Raw genomic sequence first — 18296 nt, forward strand, 5'->3', positions numbered from 1 at the left:
TCAGTCCCGGACCGAAGCCGCCGAGAATCTCCGCTGCGCGGTGAACCTCGGCGGCAGAAGGGCCGGCCAGGTGCAGGTCTGTCGTTCGAACAGCGCCTTGGACGGGCCGGCGGCAACCGGACCCGCGATTCTGGCCAGCGCGAACCCCGCACGGCGGTAGTAGTCGTGGAGCCCGGTGTTGGTGGTCCAGGCGTCGAGACGAACCCACGGCCGCTGCGCCTCATCGGCCAGCGTGGCGGCCTGCGCGAGCAGGTGATCACCGACCCGCAGACCCGCGAACCGCAGATCGACGATCATGAAATGCACGATCACCGACTCGGCCAGCTCCCACGCCGACCACAAACCCGGATCGGCCCGATGATTGACCGTGATCGTCCCCGCCGGCTCACCGTCCACCTCCGCGATCCACGTCTCCCCCCGATCCAGCGCCCGCCCGACCGCCCCGGCGAAGATCTCGATCGGCCGCCCGCGTCCCGCGACCGTCCACTGATCCGACCCGCGTGCGGTCAGCCACGACGTGCGCTGCACGCGCAGGCGGCAGATCAGCGGCAGGTCGCCCAGGGTGGCCGGGCGCAGGCGCACCGTCATGGCAGCGCGACGGCCAACCGGGGTGCGATGCCGAGGGTGCGGGCGATGATGTCGGTGCCCGTGGTGTCGCCGAGCTGGTAGGCCAGCTGGTTGCGGCCTGCCAGAGAGCGGTGCCGGGTGGCGCGGGTGACGCGTTCGTGGTTGGCGCCGATGCGCAGGTGGTCGAGCAGGACGGTGCCGGTGGCGACGCCGAGGACCGCAGCTTCCTCGGCGGTGGCGGCGCGGGCCAGCACGGTGTCGCGGTGGGCGGTCTCGCCGTAGCCGCGGTCGGCCAGGCGGCGGGTGGTGCCCTCGGGGATGTCGTGGGGGGAGTCGATGCCCGCGGCTTCGGCGAGGTCGCGGGGATAGAAGCTCACCTCCCACGACCACGGTTCGTTGTCGAGGTACTGCACCACTGTGCGGGCCAGTACCCAGGAGTCGGCGGCAACGCCCAGCCAGCGCGCGACTTCGGTGTTCGCCGGTTCGATCCTGGTGCTGAACTGCTTGGACGGTTCGCGGTTGGCCGCGCGCGCGATCTCCTCGAAGATGTCGTGTGAGGACTGGGGCCGATCGCGACGGATGTGGTCGGTGACCACCGATTCCAGTACTTCCTGGTTTCGCACGATGGTGCCGCGGGAAGTCGCTGTGTAGACCAGATTTTCAGCGACCAGCACCTGAATCGCATTGCGTGATGTGGTGATCGAGACCTGCATCTGATCGGCGAGCTCGGAGTGGCTGGGTAACCGGTCGCCCGGTTTCCATGTGCCCGCGCGGATCTCCTCGCGGAGGAGGTTCGCGATCCGGAGATAGGTCGGACCGTCCGCCATCATGCTCCTCGGTAGGTCGTGCAGGTAACGAAGTGTACTCGTATCGGTTACCTACGGCCGAGTAATGCTTGACAGAAAGCTTGCGAGGTTTATTGTAATGAACGTCCTGATCCGGTGCTCTGCGGCGATGACGGCGAGGCAACGTGGCTGGTTCGGAGAGTTCGACAGTTGTAATGGCTTTCCCCGACACAGTGCGGAGTGTCGATACCGCCGGGCTCCCGGTAGCTACCGGTCTGTTACCCCTCTCCGACATTCTCGTTCGGGCGTGTCGCGGACATCGGGTGGTCGGTGGACCGCTGTTGTGGTTCGCGCGTGATCTGGCCGTGCTGCACGAGAAACGTGTCGTCGGGCGCGGTGGACGGGTCGACACCGATCCGGTGGTCCTCCGCGAAATAGACTGTCGCCGTAGCGAACTGGTGCTGGCGATCGACGACTGGGTGCTGCGAGGAGTACCGCAGCATCGCCTCGGCGCGTCGCTGCACACCGAGACCGTCGGTTCGGTCATCGACCGCATGGCCGAGGCTTCTGTGCGAGCCCATCATGCCCTCATGACGCTGGCCGCCAACGACGAGATGCTGCACAGCGCATGGCACCACCTGGCCGAACTGGCCGATGCCTACGACGATCTGGTGCGCGACGTGCTGGCCGGGCGCAGGCGGTTGCCGGAGTGGTGACCTGACGGTGCGTGGTTCGTCGTGCGTGTCAGCCGAGGCGGTGGTGGTGCACGCTGAACTCGTCGGCCACCGTCGCCGCCAATTCGACGTAGGCGCGCTTGGTGGTCTTGTGCAGGCGGTGCAGGTCGATTTCGGCGCCCTCGGAGAGGTGCTCGTCGAAGGGGATGATGTGGACGGCGCGGCAGCGGGAGAGGAAGTACTGGCGTAGCTGTTGGACGCCGACGTTGGGTGAGCCCTCACGCGGCAGGTTGATGACGACGACGGCGTTGCGAACCAGGTGGTCGTGGCCGTGCAGCGACAGCCAGTCCAGGGTCGCGGCGGCGCTGCGGGCGCCGTCGATGGCGGCCGAGGAGATCAGCACGAGCGAGTGGGCGAGGTCGAGGACGCCGCTCATCGCCGAGTGCATCAAGCCGGTGCCGCAGTCGGTGAGGATGATGTTGTAGAAGCGCTGCAGGATGCGGGCTACGGCCCGGTATTCCTCATCGTTGAACGCTTCCGACGCGGCCGGATCACGCTCGCTGGCAAGGACTTCCAGGCGGCTCGAGCCCTGGGAGGTGTGCCTGCGGACGTCGGAGTAGCGCTGGATCGCCGGGTCGAGGAGCAGGTCGCGCACCGTCGAGCGGGTCTGGATGGCCACGCGCTGCGACAGGGTGCCGAAGTCGGGGTTGGCGTCGACGGCGATGACTCGATCGCCGCGGATCGAGGCGAAGATCGAGCCGAGGCCGGTAGTGGTGGTCGTCTTGCCGACACCACCCTTCAGCGAGAGCACCGCGATGCGGTAGTCGCCGCGCACAGGTTGGCGAATGCGCGCAACGAGTTCCTGCAGACGCAGTTCCTCCGCGGACATACCGGGGTTGATCGCACCGCCGGACACATGGTGCACGGCCTTGCGCCAACCGCTGCCAGGTGCCTTCTTCGCGCGCTTGACCGGGACGTCGTCGAGCGAGGGCTGGTAGCCCTGTGGCTGTGCGCCCCAACCTGGTTGGCCATAGGGCGGTTGCTGGCCCTGCTGGTAGTTGCCCGGCTGCTGGTACTGCTGCGGGGCCGCGTTGGGCTGTTGGTACTGCTGCGCCGGGGTGCCGTCGGGCTGGTACTGGGGGCCGTTGGGCTGGTTGTACTGCTGGGCAGGCGTGCCGTCGGGGTGGAACTGCTGGGCTGGGCCATTGGGCTGCTGCTGGTACGGCGCGGGAGGGCCATCGGGCAGGTACGGCGGTGCCGGGAACTGTTGCGGCGCACCCTGATTCGGCTGTTGATACTGCTGGGCGGGAGCCGCTTCGGGTCGATACTGCGGTGTCGCGCCGTCGGGTCGCTGGGCGACGCCGTCGGGTCCGTACGTGGGCAGACCATCGGGCTGCTGGTGCTGGGCCGGGGTGCCGTCGGGACGGGGATACGGCGACGCGGCGTCGGCCGCTTGCACGAATTCACCCGAGCGATAACCGGTTTGCGCACCACTCTGCCGGTTCGGCTGCCCGTGCTCGGCACTCGGCACACGATTCTGCAGCCGGGGATCATCGGACCGGATGACCTCGGTCCGCCCATCCGGCGCATGCGCCGGCACGGCAGGCGTGGGATCGCCGGGCACGGAGTTGTATTGCGTCGGAGGATAAGTCGTGGGTCGCGCGTTCTCGCCCGTCGCGTACGGCGACCGCTGCTCGGTTCCCGTCGGCCGTTGCGGAGCCACGGACTCGCCGGAGCTGTAAGGCGACCCGTGCTGTGGTGCGGATTCGCCTGCGGGGTACGGGGATCGGGCATCCGAATGCCCGGCGTCCGAGGAGGCTTCGGGCGGCGAGATCGGCGGTGTCTGCGCTGCGTGTTGCTGCGGTGCGGTTTCCGGCTGTGGTTCGACCACGCTCGGTTGCGCGGCGCTGTCGGCGGCGACAGTGGTGTTCGCGGGTGCTTGCTCGTCGGACATCGACCATCCGGCCGTGTGACGCGCACCGGTCGTCTGCGATTCAGCCGACTCCGCGGGGGAAGCCGGTGTTGTCGCCGTCGATGATTCGGGCACTTCTGTGGCCGGGCGAGGCGGTGTGGCCTGCTCGGCCTCGCTGCGCGCGGAGGTCGACTGGGTGGTGGGTTGCCCGCCTTCTTCACCAGGCGTCGCCGGTGCGGAGGTGGCGGGGCCTGCCTGCGCGACTTCGCGGTCCGCGGTGACCGGCCGCGATTCGGCGGCGGTCGGCGGGACGGTCAGGCGTGGTGGGGCCTGGGTCGGCCGTGCGGGCGGGTCGGGCAGGGGAGGGGGCGGTGGGAGATCGGGCCGCTGGTTCGGCCCCAGCGGGGTGAAGCCGGTCGACGGTGGCGCCGGCGTACGCGTCGGGAGTGCGTTCGCGGCGTGATCCGCTGCCTCGGTGGTCGGTGCGGCTGTTGCCGGGCCTGCGTGAGCAGGCCCGCTGGTGGGCGACGGCGCGGGCGGGATCGGCGGGGGCGCGGCGGCGGAAGACGGTGCGGGATCCGCCGTCGGCTGACCCGTCTGCCATGGGGCCGGACTGGGCGTCGACGCCTGGCCGGCGGCCCACGGCGCCGGATCCGCTGCCGACGGACCAGGGGCGGACGACGGACCATGGGCGTCCGGCCGCGGTGCTGGATCGATCGATGACGGCGGTGCGCTGGTCGGCGCCGTCAGGCGGTCCGGTGTGGGCTGCCTGCCGACATTCGGCTGCTCGGGCACAGCCTGCTGGTCGGGCTGCTGGTATCGCCCCGCCTGCTGATACGGGATCGGCTGCTGGAACGGGGCCTGCCCCTGGGGCGGCTGTTGCTCGCCGGGATAGCCGGACTGCTGGTGTGGCGGCTGGTCGTAGGTGGGCTGCTGGTGCGACGGGCCTGGGATCAGTGGGTTCGCGGGCGGCTGAGCGGACCAGCTGGACTGATGGGTCGGCTCGGCTGGGCGTCGCTGGTCGACAGGCTCGGTTGGGCGCGCGGAGTGCTGCTGGGCGGGGGCTTCTTCCTCGGACTCGCGGTCCTTACGGCGGCGCCTGCCCTTGTCCTTCCGCGGAGCATCGTCACCGCGGCTCATGAAGCGGCGGCGTTTGGGTGCCTCGTCGATCTCGTCGTCCTGGGGCAGGTTCTCGACCGGAGCCTCGTACCCGACCTGCGTGACGTCGCTCTCCGACAGCCACGGCGGCAGCATGGGGAGGCTGTCGTTGTTGCGGCTCACCGGCACGCCTCGCTCACCAGGGTCCCCCGATCTGATCGACCCACTTCTCCGACGTCGGAGAGTTTACGCGACAACCCCAACGCGGTGGTGGCCGCCTCGTAGCTCCGGATCGGCCCGTTGATAGCTCAGCGCGAGGCCCGGTCGAGGTGTACGGTTCGGGGCACTTTTGCCTCTGGCCGCCCGGCCCGGTAAGCTTGAGCGGCGGTGCACCTATGCGCCGACTGTTCGCATGCATGCCGACCGTTCGTTGTCGGCCCTTGCGAGTGAACAGCACGAGGTAATCCAAACTCAGGTTGAGCGTAACCGGGATCGCGGAGGATATGGCGAAGAAAGACGGGGCCATCGAGGTCGAGGGTCGAGTTGTCGAGCCGCTGCCCAATGCGATGTTCCGGATCGAGCTCGAGAACGGTCACAAGGTTCTCGCGCACATCAGCGGAAAGATGCGGCAGCACTACATTCGTATCCTTCCGGAAGACCGCGTGGTCGTCGAGCTGTCGCCGTACGACCTCTCACGCGGCCGGATTGTCTACCGCTACAAGTGATGCCTGACGGCGTCGCGAGCCCTACCGGCGCGCGGCGTCGCACAGTGTCCCGGCAACGGGACGCACACCAGACTTCCCCAGTCTTCTGGCTGGGGAAAAACTGTGTTCACACCACCTGTGTGGACCAATAGAAGATTGGACTGACGTGAAGGTTAATCCGAGCGTCAAGAAGATCTGCGAGAAGTGCAAGGTGATCCGCCGTCACGGTCGGGTCATGGTGATCTGCGACAACCTGCGCCACAAGCAGCGTCAGGGCTGATTCAGCCTCACCACCGGGCACCGATCGTCTGATCGGACTGACCGAAAGAAGCACTCCCAGTTCCAGCGCGTACGTACGTGTGCGCGCCATCCACCGGCACGGAGGCCGGTGCCCCCACCACTGTGGAAGACGGGGGGACGGACGGGGAGCAGACCTCCGCAACCATTAAGGAACCTGCCACATGGCACGTCTGATGGGCGTTGATCTCCCGCGCGAAAAGCGCATGGAGATCGCGCTGACCTACATTTTCGGAATCGGGCGCACCCGCGCCGCCCAGATCCTGGCCGAGACGGGCGTCAGCCCGGACCTGCGCTCCAAGGATCTCAGCGACGACGACCTGTCGAAGCTCCGCGACTTCATCGAAGGCACGGACTACAAGGTCGAAGGTGACCTGCGCCGCGAGGTTCAGGCCGATATTCGTCGCAAGATCGAGATCGGCTGCTACCAGGGCATCCGCCACCGTCGTGGCCTGCCCGTTCGTGGTCAGCGCACCAAGACCAACGCGCGTACGCGCAAGGGTCCGAAGAAGACCGTCGCCGGCAAGAAGAAGTAGGGATAGCGTATGCCTCCGAAGAGCCGGGCCGCTGGCCCGAAGAAGACTCAGAAGTCGCGTCGCCGGGATAAGAAGAACATCCCGCACGGCCACGCGCACATCAAGAGCACGTTCAACAACACCATCGTCTCGATCACCGACCCCGAGGGCAATGTCATCTCGTGGGCGTCGTCGGGTCACGTCGGTTTCAAGGGTTCGCGTAAGAGCACCCCGTTCGCCGCGCAGCTCGCTGCCGAGAACGCTGCCCGCAAGGCGCAGGAGAACGGCGTCAAGAAGGTCGACGTGTTCGTGAAGGGCCCGGGTTCGGGCCGCGAGACCGCGATCCGTTCGCTGCAGGCCGCAGGCCTGGAAGTGGGCTCGATCTCCGATGTCACTCCGCAGCCGCACAACGGCTGCCGTCCGCCCAAGCGGCGTCGCGTCTAATAGCGGGAAAGGAAAAAGCTCAAAATGGCACGTTATACAGGCCCCATCACCCGCAAGTCGCGTCGTCTGCGCGTCGACCTCGTCGGAGGCGACCAGGCGTTCGAGCGTCGTCCTTACCCGCCCGGCCAGCACGGCCGCGCGCGGATCAAGGAATCCGAGTACCTCATGCAGCTGCAGGAGAAGCAGAAGGCTCGCTTCTCGTACGGCGTCATGGAGAAGCAGTTCCGTCGTTACTACGAAGAGGCCAACCGCCTCAAGGGTAAGACCGGCGACAACCTGCTCCGTCTGCTCGAGGCTCGTCTGGACAACGTCGTGTACCGCGCCGGTCTGGCTCGTACCCGTCGTCAGGCCCGTCAGCTGGTCAGCCACGGTCACTTCATCGTCAACGGCGTGAACGTGAACGTCCCCAGCTTCCAGGTCTCCCAGTACGACATCATCGATGTCAAGGAGAAGTCGCTCCCGACGCTGCCGTTCCAGGTGGCTCGCGAGACCGTCGGCGACCGTCCGGTCCCCGGTTGGCTGCAGGTCGTCCCCGGCCGCCTGCGCATCCTGGTGCACCAGCTGCCCGAGCGCGCGCAGATCGATGTGCCGCTGCAGGAACAGCTCATCGTCGAGTACTACTCGAAGTAAGCGCTTTTGGTGGGGGCTGCTCACACAGCGGCCCCCGCAATCACTGACGAGGCATCAAATAGCGGATGCCCTGAACAGGAAGTAGATCCTCATGCTGATTTCCCAGCGTCCGACACTGACCGAAGAGGTTGTGGCGGAGAACCGCTCGAAGTTCACCATCGAACCCCTCGAGCCGGGCTTCGGTTACACCCTCGGCAACTCGCTGCGTCGTACCCTGCTGTCCTCCATCCCGGGGGCCGCGGTCACGAGCATCCGCATCGACGGCGTCCTGCACGAGTTCACCACCGTTCCCGGCGTGAAGGAAGATGTCACCGACATCATCCTGAACCTCAAGGGCCTGGTCGTGTCCTCCGAAGAGGACGAGCCGGTCACCATGTACGTGCGTAAGCAGGGCCCGGGCACCGTCACCGCCGGTGACATCGTCCCGCCCGCCGGCGTCATCGTGCACAACCCGGACATGCACATCGCCACCCTGAACGACAAGGGCAAGCTCGAGATCGAGCTCGTCGTCGAGCGGGGTCGCGGTTACGTGCCCGCCGTGCAGAACAAGGCGACCGGCGCGGAAATCGGCCGGATCCCGGTGGATTCGATCTACTCCCCGGTGCTCAAGGTGACCTACAAGGTCGAGGCCACCCGTGTCGAGCAGCGCACCGACTTCGACCGTCTCATCCTCGACGTGGAGACCAAGAACTCCATCACGGCCCGGGACGCGCTCGCTTCGGCGGGTAAGACCCTGGTCGAGCTCTTCGGCCTGGCCCGTGAGCTCAACGTCGAAGCCGAGGGCATCGAGATCGGCCCCAGCCCGGCCGAGGCAGATCACATCGCCTCGTTCGGTCTGCCGATCGAGGATCTGGACCTCACCGTCCGGTCCTACAACTGCCTCAAGCGCGAGGGTGTGCACACGGTGGGCGAGCTCGTTGCCCGCACCGAGTCGGACCTGCTCGACATCCGTAACTTCGGCCAGAAGTCCATCGACGAGGTGAAGGTCAAGCTGCACACGCTCGGCCTCTCGCTCAAGGACAGCCCGGCGTCGTTCGACCCGTCCTCCGTGGTGGGTTACGACGCGAGCACCGGAACGTGGAGCGACAGCGGCACGTTCAGTGATACCGACGGCGGCGAGCAGGACTACGCCGAAACCGAACAGCTTTAATACGCCCAGGAGAAACCCACAATGCCCAAGCCCAAGAAGGGCCGCCGGTTCGGCGGCTCGGCGTCGCACCAGAAGGCGATTTTCGCCAACCTGGCCACGGCGCTTTTCGAGCACGGTCGGATCACGACCACCGAGGCCAAGGCCAAGGCGGTGCGTCCCTACGCCGAGAAGATCATCACCAAGGCGAAGGCCGGCAGCCTTGCCGACCGTCGTGAGGTCATGAAGGACATCCGCAACAAGGACGTCGTCCACGTCCTGTTCGCCGACATCGGCCCCTCGTTCGAGGGTCGCGAGGGTGGCTACACGCGTATCACCAAGGCGCTGCCGCGCAAGGGTGACAACGCGCCGATGGCCATCATCGAGCTCGTCCGCGAGAAGACCGTGACCAACGAGGCCGATCGGGCCCGTCGTGTCGCCGCTTCGCAGAAGACCGAAGAGGCTCCGGCCGCTGAGGTCGTCGACGAGACCGTCGCCGACGAGACCGTGGCTGATGCCCCGGCCGCCGACGAGGCCACCGAGGACAAGAAGGACGCCTGATTCCCAGGAGTTCTGCCGAGCCCGTCACCCTTCGTGGGTGGCGGGCTCGGTTCTTTTCCGTGCGCGAAATCAGGAGGATGGCATGACTCGGGTGCGGCTCGGGATCAGTTACGACGGCACCGATTTCACCGGCTGGGCACGCCAGCCGGGGTTGCGCACGGTGCAGGGTGTGCTCGAGGAGTCGCTGTCGAAGGTGCTGCGTGAGCCGCTGCAGCTGACGGTCGCCGGGCGCACCGACGCGGGCGTGCACGCCGAGGGGCAGGTCGCGCACTTCGACACGGAGTCCGAATTCGACGCCGACAAGTTGCTGTACCGCATGGCCAAGTTCCTGCCCAAGGACGTGCGGATCACCGAAATCCGCATCGCTCCCGCCGAATTCGACGCCCGCTTCTCCGCGATGCGCCGCCACTACGCCTACCGGCTCACCACCGCCCCCTACGGCGCGCAGCCGTTGCGGGCACGCGGTGTGGTGCCGTGCAAGCCAGGCGTCGACCTCGATGCCATGCGCGCGGCTTCACAAAACCTGTTGGGCCTGCACAACTTCGCCGCGTTCTGCCGCCGACGCGAGGGCGCCACCACCATCCGCGAACTCCAGCGCTTCGACTGGGAACGCGACGGCGACCTGCTCACCGCCTACGTGAGCGCCGACGCCTTCTGCTGGTCGATGGTCCGCAGCCTCGTCGGCGCCGTCCTCGCGGTCGGTGAAGGCCGCCGCACCCCTGAATGGACCAAAACCCTTCTCGCCGAAACCGAACGATCCAGCTCGGTCACGGTCGCCCCCGCCCACGGCCTGAGCCTCATCGCCGTCGACTACCCCGCCGACGCCGAGCTCGCCGCGCGCAACATCCAAACCCGGGAAACCAGAACGGTGCCGGTACCCGATGAAGGTTGCTGTGGCGACTGACCCCTGTGTCGGTTCACTAAATTTGTGACACTCGACAATTCGAATGGTGATTCTATATCACTTCGACATGATGTCGACAGCCTGATAATTGCGCAACTCCCTTGTGGCACTACCCGATTGCGGGGGGCCCGCGCACGTTGGCGGTGTGTTTTTCGGTGACGGTGCTAGGTTTCTCTCGAGTGTTGGTACGGCGATAGAAATAGGTGCGGACTATGGAAGCCTCCCCGGCCTCATTCGATGAACGGGAAGCGGTCGTATCAGATGCTTGCGTCTCGATAGTCGCGGTGGAATAGCGGAATCCGACGATGACAGCATTCGAGGGTTTTCCCGAGATCTGCTCGACCGCGCAGATCGCGGCGTCGGATGCGTTCGAGCACTGGGAACAGTTGGTCACCCGCGCGCTCACCGAAGTGTCGATCTCACCCACCGTGGCGCGCCCGTTCGAGGGTCGAATCAGATCGGCCGACTTCGGAGATATCGCCGTTGGCACTGTGGTTGCCGACGGCCACGAATTGCGCCGGACGCGACGGCATATTGCCAGAGCCGACGATTTTCATGTCATCGGTAGCGTCGTACTCGCCGGGCGCGCCCAGGTAGAGCACGCGGGAAATCGTGTCGAGCTGACGCCGGGCGCGATGATCTTCTACGACACCGCACAGCCGATTCGTTGGCGCTCCGAGGGCATGATCGAGGACCTCACCATCCGCGTGCCCCGTCAGCAGGTCGTCGACTATCTGGGGGTTCGTGCTGACGTACTGCCTGCTGGGCTGGTCATCGGAGACGGCGGCGTCGGGCCGATGCTGGCCAGGTTCTTCCGACAGGTCGCCGAGTTGCACCGCGTCGATCCGGAATCCGCGGCAGTGCTCGCGAGTAGCGGGATCGACCTTCTCGGTGCCGCGGCCACGATCGCGTCGGGTGGGCAACCTGGCAGGGCCCAGATCGAGGCCGTGAACGGGCAGCAGGTGCTGGACTATCTGCGCGCCAACTTCACCGACCCCGGCTTGACAATCGAGCGGATCGCGGACGCGTGCGGGGTATCGCGGCGCACGCTCTACCGGGTGGTCGCGGAATTCGAGGGCGGGCTCGGGGGAGTACTGCGCGGAATGCGCTTGGAGCGTGCGCAGGTGTTGCTGGCGGCGCCCGATTTCCATTCGATAGCGGCAGTGGCGACGGCGTCGGGATTCGCCACTGAGCGACAGTTCTACCGTGCGTTCCGGACGGCGACGGGCATGACACCGGGCGAATACCGAGTAGTAGCTCGTTCCAGCACCCATTTCTGAGGTTCCGAACGGCCATGTGGCGCATGGTGATGTGTCTCACATGGGGGTTTCACTATGAAAGACTCGTCATGGATATTCGCTGGAATCGGCAGTGCTAGACGACTTTTCGATATCGACGAATCATCCCATTCGGAAACATTAGATGGAAACTGAACGGTTGATCTGGCAGGCTCGGCGCTGGGCGAGCCCGATGACCGTGCGACGCCAGGTGTTTGCTGTTCGATTCGGATAGGAAGCGAGGTGCTGCCATGCAGTTCGCGCAGTCCCATGCCGGGGTTAGCGAATCGTTCGCCGAATGGGAGTCGCTGCTCTCGGAGAGTTACGTCCCGCTGCTGGTCGATCCGACCGGTGAGGACGCCTTCCACGGCCGGATCGAGCGCAGCAGCCAGCCAGGCTTCGAACTGTCGACGGTCAGCGCGAGCGCCCAGCGGATTCGCCGCACCCGGCGCGGAATCGCGAAGACCGATGGCGAATTCCTCTTGGTCTCCATTCTGACCGAAGGCTCCGGGCTGCTCTACCAAGACGATCGAGTCGCGTTGGTGCGCCCCGGCGAGATGGTCTTCTACGACACCTCGCGTCCGTATCACTGGGATCTGCGCGGTTCGTGGGCGCAGGTCGTCGTACAGACACCGCTCGAGGTCCTGCGCCGACAACTGGGTTCCGATTGTTTCCCGTTGCCGACCGCGGTGACGGTCAGCGCCGACAGTGCGGGCGGGGTGGTCGCCGGCTTCTTTCGCGATTTGGCCCGCATTCAGCAGAGCGCCCCTGGTCACGCGGCCGTGTTGGCCGACAACGGGGTCAAACTGCTCGCGTCCGCGGTCCGACTGGCCTCGGGGGAAATCCCGTCGGGTGAGCCGGCGCAGGCATTGACCCGCGAGCAGGTACTCGCCTTCATGCGGGCCCGGTGTGCCGACCCGAGCCTGACGATCGATGACATCGCGCGCGCCTGTCTGGTGTCGCGCCGAACGCTGTATCGGCTGTTCGGTGATGTGGAAGACGGGCTGAGTGCCGTGCTGCGGCGCATGCGGGTGGAATGTGCGCGCACACTGCTGGTTCGCCACCCCAATCGGGCGACGGCGACCGTCGCGATCGCGTCCGGTTTCGCCTCCGAACGCCACTTCTTCCGTGCCTTCCGGTTGGAGACTGGGATGACTCCCGGCGAATTTCGCATGATCGCATCGAGTTCGTTGTCCGTCTGATCAACCGTATTACCGCATGTCCGACAGCGGCTGAATTCGATCTGCCCACACCGAAAGAATGGTCGACACTTCGGTGTCCTCGGCATGGCTCATTTACGGCTACGATGGCTTCCGTTCGACCGAGTGCATCGACAGCAATCAAAGAATTGGCACGGAGGGTCAGTCGACTGGCACGGGATGACAGTTTGTGCGGCGCCATTCTGCGAGAGAGTGAATTGAACACTCTTCACTGGGTTGAGCGACAAGGGGGCACGATGAGTCGGATACGTGTGGCAGCGGTGCAAGCCGAGCCGAAGTGGTTGAATTTGTCCGCCGGAGTCGAACAAACAATCGAATACATCGAGATGGCTGAACGCGGCGGTGCGCAACTAATCGCTTTCCCGGAGACCTTCCTGCCCGGATTCCCGTGGTGGATGTGGCTCAATTCGGTGGATTGGGGTGAGGAATTCCTGGCCAGGTACCTGGCCAACGCGGTGACCGCCGACGGCCCTGAACTGCGCGCCATCGCGTACGCGGCCCGCCGCACCGGCGTTCACGTCTCGATCGGCTTCGCCGAGCGGGACGGACGCGAGGTCTTCATGTCCCAGGCCCTGATCGATGCCGACGGCACCATCGCCGTCGCTCGCAAGGCCGAACCGACCGGGCTCGAACGCACTGTCTTCAGCGGCTCTCCAGGCGGGAGACCACTGGTCCGTGACACTGTGCACGGCCGGATCGGGGTGCTCGGCGGAGCCGATCATCTTCGTGCCGACCTGCGCGGACAGCTGCACGATCAGCGCGAGCAGATCCACGTCTCGGCATGGTCGGGCTTCACCGTGTACTACGGCGAGGGCAAGGAATGGGGGCCCGATCTCAATACGGCGGCCAGCGTCCGCTACGCGATGGATGGGTCCACCTACGTCATCGCGCCCGTCGCGGTCGTGCCCGTGGCCGGCTGGGAGGTCGTCGACGCGCGCACGCCCGAGCGGCGTCTGCTCCGCGGCGGTGGCGGGGTCTCGCGGATCTTCGGACCCGGTGGGCTCGAACTCGCCGCGCCGCTGGCCGAAGGGGAGGAGGGACTGCTCTACGCCGAGTTGGATCTCGGCCGTAGTTTGCGCGCGGCCACAGCGACTGTGCCGCGCGCTGAGCGCTCGCAGCCTCTCCGGGTGTCGGGCGGTCGGATCGTTCGGCGTGAGCCGGTGCGGGTCGAGCCTGCGCGGGCATAGATACCTACCTGGCCGGTGCTCAACGCAATGGCACCGACACATCGGCGCCCGCCTCACGGGTCAGCCGCTTGTTCACCTTGGCCAGGGTGGGCGTCGGGACGAATCCGCCCGCGAGCAACGCCTCACCCTGTCGGAACCAGGGCGCCTGGGCCAGCAGGTCGCTCGGCGCGTAGCCGAAGTAGGTGCCGAGCTCGGCGAGGTCGGTCGGTGACGTCATCTTCATCAGGGCGAGGTTGTCGCACTGGGAGATGATGCCGGGATGCACCTTCGACGGGCGTTGCGTCGAGAGCAGGAGCCACAGACCGAATTTACGGCCCTCGGCGGCGATCTGGATCAATCGTTCGCGCACCGCGACGGCTACCGGCGAATCGAGCCCGGGTGAAGCGAGGTTGTGCGCCTCGTCGATCACCAGCAGGACCGGACGCCGTTCCTCGCGCCGTGCCCACAGATCGTCGAGCACCGACAGGGCGACGACGAGTTGCTGTGCGGGTGTGGAGAATCCGCCGAGATCGAGGACCGCCACATCAGGGCGCTCGGCGACGATATCGGTGACCGCCCGATCGGTTCCGGCCCACACCTCCCAGTCGAGCAACCCCAGATTCTCCACGCGCATCGCGAGGCGGCGGCGAGCCGGGGTGTCGACGGCGCGCAGGCGGACCAGAACCTCGTGGAGTTCGCCGACCAGCATTGCCGACAGATGGATCAGCTCGTTGAACTCTTCCCGATCCGCCACCGGATCCAGCTGCAGCACAGCCGCTTTCGAGGTCAGCGTCATGTCGATGAACCGCGCACGCAGGCGACCGGGCGGGTCGCCCTTCGGTCGGAGCACGCGGATATCGCGTTCGCGCAAAGCGTCGGCGGTCGGGCCGGTGGCGCCGGGAACCACCTCGCCGATCCGCACGAAATCGGAGTTCGGATCGAAGACGACGATCGGTAGCGCGGTATGGGCGATCAGCTGTTCGAGGACGACGCCGAGCGCATAGGTCTTGCCCGAGCCGCTCTGGCCGCACCAGAAGGTGTGTCGGTTGAAGCGGATCGGGAGCAGGCGGGCCGGACCGCCCGGCGCCGACAGACTCACCCCCACCTCGAGTTCGGCGCCGGTGGTGTGATGGAGCGCGGCGACGGTGTCGCGATCGGCCGCGCTGACCGCACCGCCGTCGAAGGCATGACTTGCCCTGGTGTCGACACCGTCGTCGGTGAGCTCGCCGATCAATCGGCCGCGCAACCCGATGGGCGCTGTCGCCGTCCGTTCCTCGACCAGCGCGAGCTGCCTACGCCCCCCGCAACTGACCACGATCAGGGATCCGGCGGGAAAGGGGCTGGCCGCGGCGTTGTCGACGATGAACGAGCGGCCGTCTTCCGATCGCGCGGACACGACGGCGGAATCGACAGACATGGACGTGTCCTCCCGGTGACGAAATCGACGAGCATCCTGCTGGCAACACTCAGTAGAACACGTCAACGGGGTCGATCAGGACCTGACCAGCCGGGCGATCGCGTCGGTGGCCTCTTTGATCTTGGCTTCGGCCTCGGGCCCACCGGCAACCGCTGCATCGACGACGCAGTGCGAGATGTGGTCCTCCAGCAGCCCCATCGCAACCGCCTGCAGTGCCTTGGTCATGGCGGAGACCTGGGTGAGGATGTCGATGCAGTACTTTTCCTCTTCGACCATCCGCTGCAGTCCGCGCGATTGGCCCTCGATGCGGCGCAGTCGCTTGAGGTAGTCGTCCTTGGCGGTGATGTAGCCGTGGCCTGCGTGGCCCGCGTGTTCGTCGCCGGTCGCGGTGTCGGGGGTGGGTGTTGTCACCGAAGGTCTCCTCGCCTGCCTGGTAGCTCGCGTGGCGAACTAATACCCCCCTAGGGTACAGTTTCGCGGTGCAATTGTCAGATGACAGTCCCCGGTGCTGCGCGCGGTCGGCCCGGACGGAAGAATCGACGCCATGAGTTCGCTTCCCCGGCCCGCACTCGCCGTTATCGGCGGCAGCGGTTTCTATGACTTCTTCGACAACGACGCGACGCACGTCGAGGTCGACACACCGTATGGCGCTCCGAGTGCGCCGGTCGCGATCGGGGAGGTCGAAGGCCGTGCCGTCGCCTTCCTGCCGCGCCACGGCAAGCAGCACGAGTTCGCGCCGCACACCCTGCCCTACCAGGCGAATATGTGGGCGCTGCGTTCGCTCGGGGTGCGCCGGGTGTTCGCGCCGTGCGCGGTCGGCAGTCTGCGCGCCGATTGGGGTCCCGGCACCGTGGCGGTGCCGGATCAGCTCGTCGACCGGACCTCGGGTCGTCCGCAGACCTACTTCGACGGCGGCGGCGTGCATGTCTCCTTCGCTGACCCCTACTGCGACGACCTGCGCGCCGCCGCGGTGAAGTCGGCGGGTGAGCTTCGGGTCGAGGATCGCGGCACGATGGTCGTCGTGCAGGGCCCGCGCTTCTCCACCCGCGCCGAGAGCCGCTGGTTCGCCGGGCAGGGGTGGGATCTGGTCAACATGACCGGACACCCCGAAGCCGTCCTCGCTCGCGAACTCGAAATGTGCTACGCCGCAGTCGCTCTCGTCACCGACTTGGACGCCGGTCTCGAGGAGGGCCACGGAGTGCACGCGGTCGACGTGTTCGCCGAGTTCAAGAAGAATCTCGGACCGTTCAAGGAGCTCCTGCGTCGCGCGGTCACCGCGGTCGACAGCACCGACGCCTGTGAGCGCTGCCGCGTGCACGCCGGGGTTTCGCTGCCCTTCGAGCTGCCCTGATCATCCCGGCGGCGCGGTGACCTGCAACTGAGCGAGGATGAAGGCAGGCGCCGCCCCGCCGCTCGGCAGCGGTGACACCTCGACGTCGACGGTGAACCAGCCACCCGCCTCGGCGGCCAGCCGCAATCCGCTCAGCCCGGCGCGCGTGGCACCGCCCAGCACCTCGGCGCGCAGCGCGGCGATTCTCGGGCGGTCGTCGGGATGCGGGACGGTCCGCTCGTCGACCCCGCGCCATGTCAGCCCCGGCACCGGCTCGGTGACCCACCGCACCGCCCGAACCTGCGCGGTGTCGAGGATGACCAGGTACAGGCCGGGCCGGGATTCACGCAGCAACTCGAGCGTCGAGGCCTCGAACGACTTACGTTGCGGGGCAATGCTGTCGGTGACATCGACGGTGACCCCACGCCACGCGAACCGCCGCTGCTCGTCGCCGCCGTTGCGTGCGGCTACCAACAGCGAACGCGGCCCGATCTTCGAATGCGCGGTGGCTACTCCCGACCATCGGCTACGAGGTTCCGAACGGTGCAGCGCGGCAACGAATTCCAGGGCGTGATCGAATCGCTCGATCCGCTCGAACGGCTCGGCGCCGCTGTATTCGACCGGCGTCGAACCGAAGTGGGGTCCGAGACCGGGATGGGTGCGCACGACGCGCGCTTGTGCGTCGACCTGGAACGGAGCGACACGCAGTTCCTCCGCCGGGACGTCGGGCCCGACCCACACCTTCACCGCGTGCGTTCCCGCATCGGGCGACCGCACCGGCACAGCGTGAAACCGCAACTCCGACCACGGATTGCGCGATTTCGGCAGCACCTCCTCCACCGGCTCACCCGTCTCGTGCGCGGCCGCGATCAACGGCTGCAGCCGAGCGGGAATCGCCCGGCGATACGACGCCCAGTCGCGCGGCGTGGTTCCCGCGGTCAGCATCGACCAGGTCTGTGGTGTCCCCAGCGTCTCCACCAACTGCCAACGTCCGATAATCACGTGCGACCCCCTGCGCCCCATGAACGAAACCGACAGCTCTATCGTGCACGAGTCGACCAGCGGCTTCGGGACCGGGGCATTGCGTGTCGATAAGCTCGGCGCCATGAACGCACCGCTGCGGTTGGAGATCATCGTCGCCAGTACCCGCCCCGAGCGATTCGCTCCCGTGGTGGCCGGCTGGCTGGTCACCGCGCTGGGCGAGCGGCCGGAATTCGAGGTGGGGGTGCTCGATCTGCGTGATCAGGCACTACCCGTCGACCTCACCGAAACGCCCGAGGTCGAGGGGTTTCGGGCCAGGTTGGCCGCGGCGGACGCGTTCGTCGCCGTCACCTCCGAGTACAACCACGGCTATCCGGCTTCGCTGAAGACCGCGCTCGACAGCGCCAAGCACGAGTGGCGGGCCAAGCCGATCGGGTTCGTGTCCTACGGCGGCCTGTCGGGTGGGTTGCGCGCGGTCGAGCAGTTGCGTCAGGTGGTCGCGGAACTGCACATGGTGTCGGTGCGCGAGTCGGTGAGTTTCGCCCAGGCCAAGCGCCGCTTCGACAAGACCGGCATGACCGACGACGCTGCCGCGATCGACGCGTGCGACCGCATGCTGAACCAATTGAACTGGTGGGGAACCACGTTGCGGGCAGCCCGCACTGTCGAACCCTATCCGGGCTGACCG

Annotated in this window: 20 protein-coding genes; 14 read left to right on the forward strand and 6 right to left on the reverse strand. The window is 66.7% G+C overall.

Features of this window, described 5'->3' with window-relative positions; translation table 11 throughout:
* The gene (locus OHS03_RS32585) at positions 1-588 is read right to left on the reverse strand and encodes a GNAT family N-acetyltransferase (RefSeq protein WP_328659296.1); all 588 of its coding nucleotides are present in this window, start codon (positions 586-588) and stop codon (positions 1-3) included.
* Entirely contained in the window at positions 585-1394 is an 810-nt protein-coding gene (locus OHS03_RS32590; RefSeq protein WP_328659298.1) for a GntR family transcriptional regulator, read from the reverse strand. The genes OHS03_RS32585 and OHS03_RS32590 overlap by 4 nt, the downstream gene beginning before the upstream one ends.
* 281 nt (positions 1395-1675) lie before the next feature.
* On the opposite strand from OHS03_RS32590, the gene OHS03_RS32595 reads away from it, so the two are divergent.
* Positions 1676-2068, forward strand: coding sequence for a DUF4254 domain-containing protein (locus OHS03_RS32595; protein ID WP_084503665.1), 393 nt, complete (start codon positions 1676-1678; stop codon positions 2066-2068).
* Between the two features lie 28 nt (positions 2069-2096).
* On the opposite strand, the gene OHS03_RS32600 is transcribed toward OHS03_RS32595, so the two are convergent.
* Positions 2097-5219 carry a MinD/ParA family ATP-binding protein gene (locus OHS03_RS32600; protein WP_328659301.1) on the reverse strand — a complete coding sequence of 1041 codons (3123 nt, stop codon included), beginning with the start codon at positions 5217-5219 and terminating at the stop codon, positions 2097-2099.
* Positions 5220-5539: 320 nt separating this feature from the next.
* Here OHS03_RS32600 and infA point away from each other — a divergent pair, with 320 nt between their 5' ends.
* The 11 genes from infA to OHS03_RS32655 all read left to right on the forward strand — a co-directional run bounded on the left by infA (position 5540) and on the right by OHS03_RS32655 (position 13901).
* A complete protein-coding gene (infA, locus tag OHS03_RS32605) occupies positions 5540-5761 on the forward strand; it encodes a translation initiation factor IF-1 (protein ID WP_003418601.1) in 222 nt (73 codons plus the stop codon).
* A 145-nt stretch (positions 5762-5906) separates the two neighbouring features.
* The gene (rpmJ, locus tag OHS03_RS32610; RefSeq protein WP_056818299.1) at positions 5907-6020 is read left to right on the forward strand and encodes a 50S ribosomal protein L36; all 114 of its coding nucleotides are present in this window, start codon (positions 5907-5909) and stop codon (positions 6018-6020) included.
* Positions 6021-6201: 181 nt separating this feature from the next.
* Positions 6202-6573, forward strand: coding sequence for a 30S ribosomal protein S13 (rpsM, locus tag OHS03_RS32615; RefSeq protein ID WP_056818296.1), 372 nt, complete (start codon positions 6202-6204; stop codon positions 6571-6573).
* Between the two features lie 9 nt (positions 6574-6582).
* Positions 6583-6996, forward strand: a complete 414-nt coding sequence (gene rpsK, locus OHS03_RS32620) for a 30S ribosomal protein S11 (RefSeq protein ID WP_019045110.1) — start codon at positions 6583-6585, stop codon at positions 6994-6996.
* A 24-nt stretch (positions 6997-7020) separates the two neighbouring features.
* Complete coding sequence (gene rpsD / locus OHS03_RS32625) at positions 7021-7626, forward strand: 30S ribosomal protein S4 (RefSeq protein WP_056818294.1); 606 nt, start codon at positions 7021-7023, stop codon at positions 7624-7626.
* 91 nt (positions 7627-7717) lie between these two features.
* Entirely contained in the window at positions 7718-8776 is a 1059-nt protein-coding gene (locus OHS03_RS32630; protein ID WP_056818293.1) for a DNA-directed RNA polymerase subunit alpha, read from the forward strand.
* Between the two features lie 21 nt (positions 8777-8797).
* On the forward strand, positions 8798-9313 hold the full coding sequence (gene rplQ / locus OHS03_RS32635) for a 50S ribosomal protein L17 (RefSeq protein WP_056818291.1): 516 nt from the start codon (positions 8798-8800) through the stop codon (positions 9311-9313).
* A gap of 91 nt (positions 9314-9404) precedes the next feature.
* Positions 9405-10217 carry a tRNA pseudouridine(38-40) synthase TruA gene (gene truA / locus OHS03_RS32640; protein ID WP_328664512.1) on the forward strand — a complete coding sequence of 271 codons (813 nt, stop codon included), beginning with the start codon at positions 9405-9407 and terminating at the stop codon, positions 10215-10217.
* Between the two features lie 305 nt (positions 10218-10522).
* Positions 10523-11497: an AraC-like ligand-binding domain-containing protein gene (locus tag OHS03_RS32645; protein WP_328659303.1), complete on the forward strand. Its 975-nt coding sequence runs from the start codon at positions 10523-10525 to the stop codon at positions 11495-11497.
* A gap of 248 nt (positions 11498-11745) precedes the next feature.
* Positions 11746-12696 carry an AraC-like ligand-binding domain-containing protein gene (locus OHS03_RS32650; RefSeq protein ID WP_056818287.1) on the forward strand — a complete coding sequence of 317 codons (951 nt, stop codon included), beginning with the start codon at positions 11746-11748 and terminating at the stop codon, positions 12694-12696.
* A 254-nt stretch (positions 12697-12950) separates the two neighbouring features.
* Positions 12951-13901 carry a nitrilase-related carbon-nitrogen hydrolase gene (locus OHS03_RS32655; protein WP_328659304.1) on the forward strand — a complete coding sequence of 317 codons (951 nt, stop codon included), beginning with the start codon at positions 12951-12953 and terminating at the stop codon, positions 13899-13901.
* A 19-nt stretch (positions 13902-13920) separates the two neighbouring features.
* Here OHS03_RS32655 and OHS03_RS32660 read toward each other — a convergent pair whose 3' ends face one another.
* Positions 13921-15297 carry an ATP-binding protein gene (locus OHS03_RS32660; RefSeq protein ID WP_328659306.1) on the reverse strand — a complete coding sequence of 459 codons (1377 nt, stop codon included), beginning with the start codon at positions 15295-15297 and terminating at the stop codon, positions 13921-13923.
* A 75-nt stretch (positions 15298-15372) separates the two neighbouring features.
* Complete coding sequence (locus tag OHS03_RS32665) at positions 15373-15708, reverse strand: metal-sensitive transcriptional regulator (RefSeq protein ID WP_063004986.1); 336 nt, start codon at positions 15706-15708, stop codon at positions 15373-15375.
* Positions 15709-15841: 133 nt separating this feature from the next.
* Between OHS03_RS32665 and OHS03_RS32670 the strand changes: the two genes are divergently transcribed.
* Positions 15842-16648, forward strand: a complete 807-nt coding sequence (locus OHS03_RS32670; RefSeq protein WP_328659309.1) for an S-methyl-5'-thioadenosine phosphorylase — start codon at positions 15842-15844, stop codon at positions 16646-16648.
* Here OHS03_RS32670 and OHS03_RS32675 read toward each other — a convergent pair whose 3' ends face one another.
* Positions 16649-17629 (reverse strand): GAF domain-containing protein, encoded by a 981-nt coding sequence (locus OHS03_RS32675; protein WP_328659311.1) that lies wholly within the window; start codon positions 17627-17629, stop codon positions 16649-16651.
* 103 nt (positions 17630-17732) lie between these two features.
* Here OHS03_RS32675 and OHS03_RS32680 point away from each other — a divergent pair, with 103 nt between their 5' ends.
* Positions 17733-18293, forward strand: a complete 561-nt coding sequence (locus OHS03_RS32680; protein WP_328664515.1) for an NADPH-dependent FMN reductase — start codon at positions 17733-17735, stop codon at positions 18291-18293.
* Positions 18294-18296 lie beyond the last annotated feature (3 nt).

It is taken from the genome of Nocardia salmonicida (assembly GCF_036142455.1).
Lineage (GTDB): Bacteria > Actinomycetota > Actinomycetes > Mycobacteriales > Mycobacteriaceae > Nocardia > Nocardia salmonicida.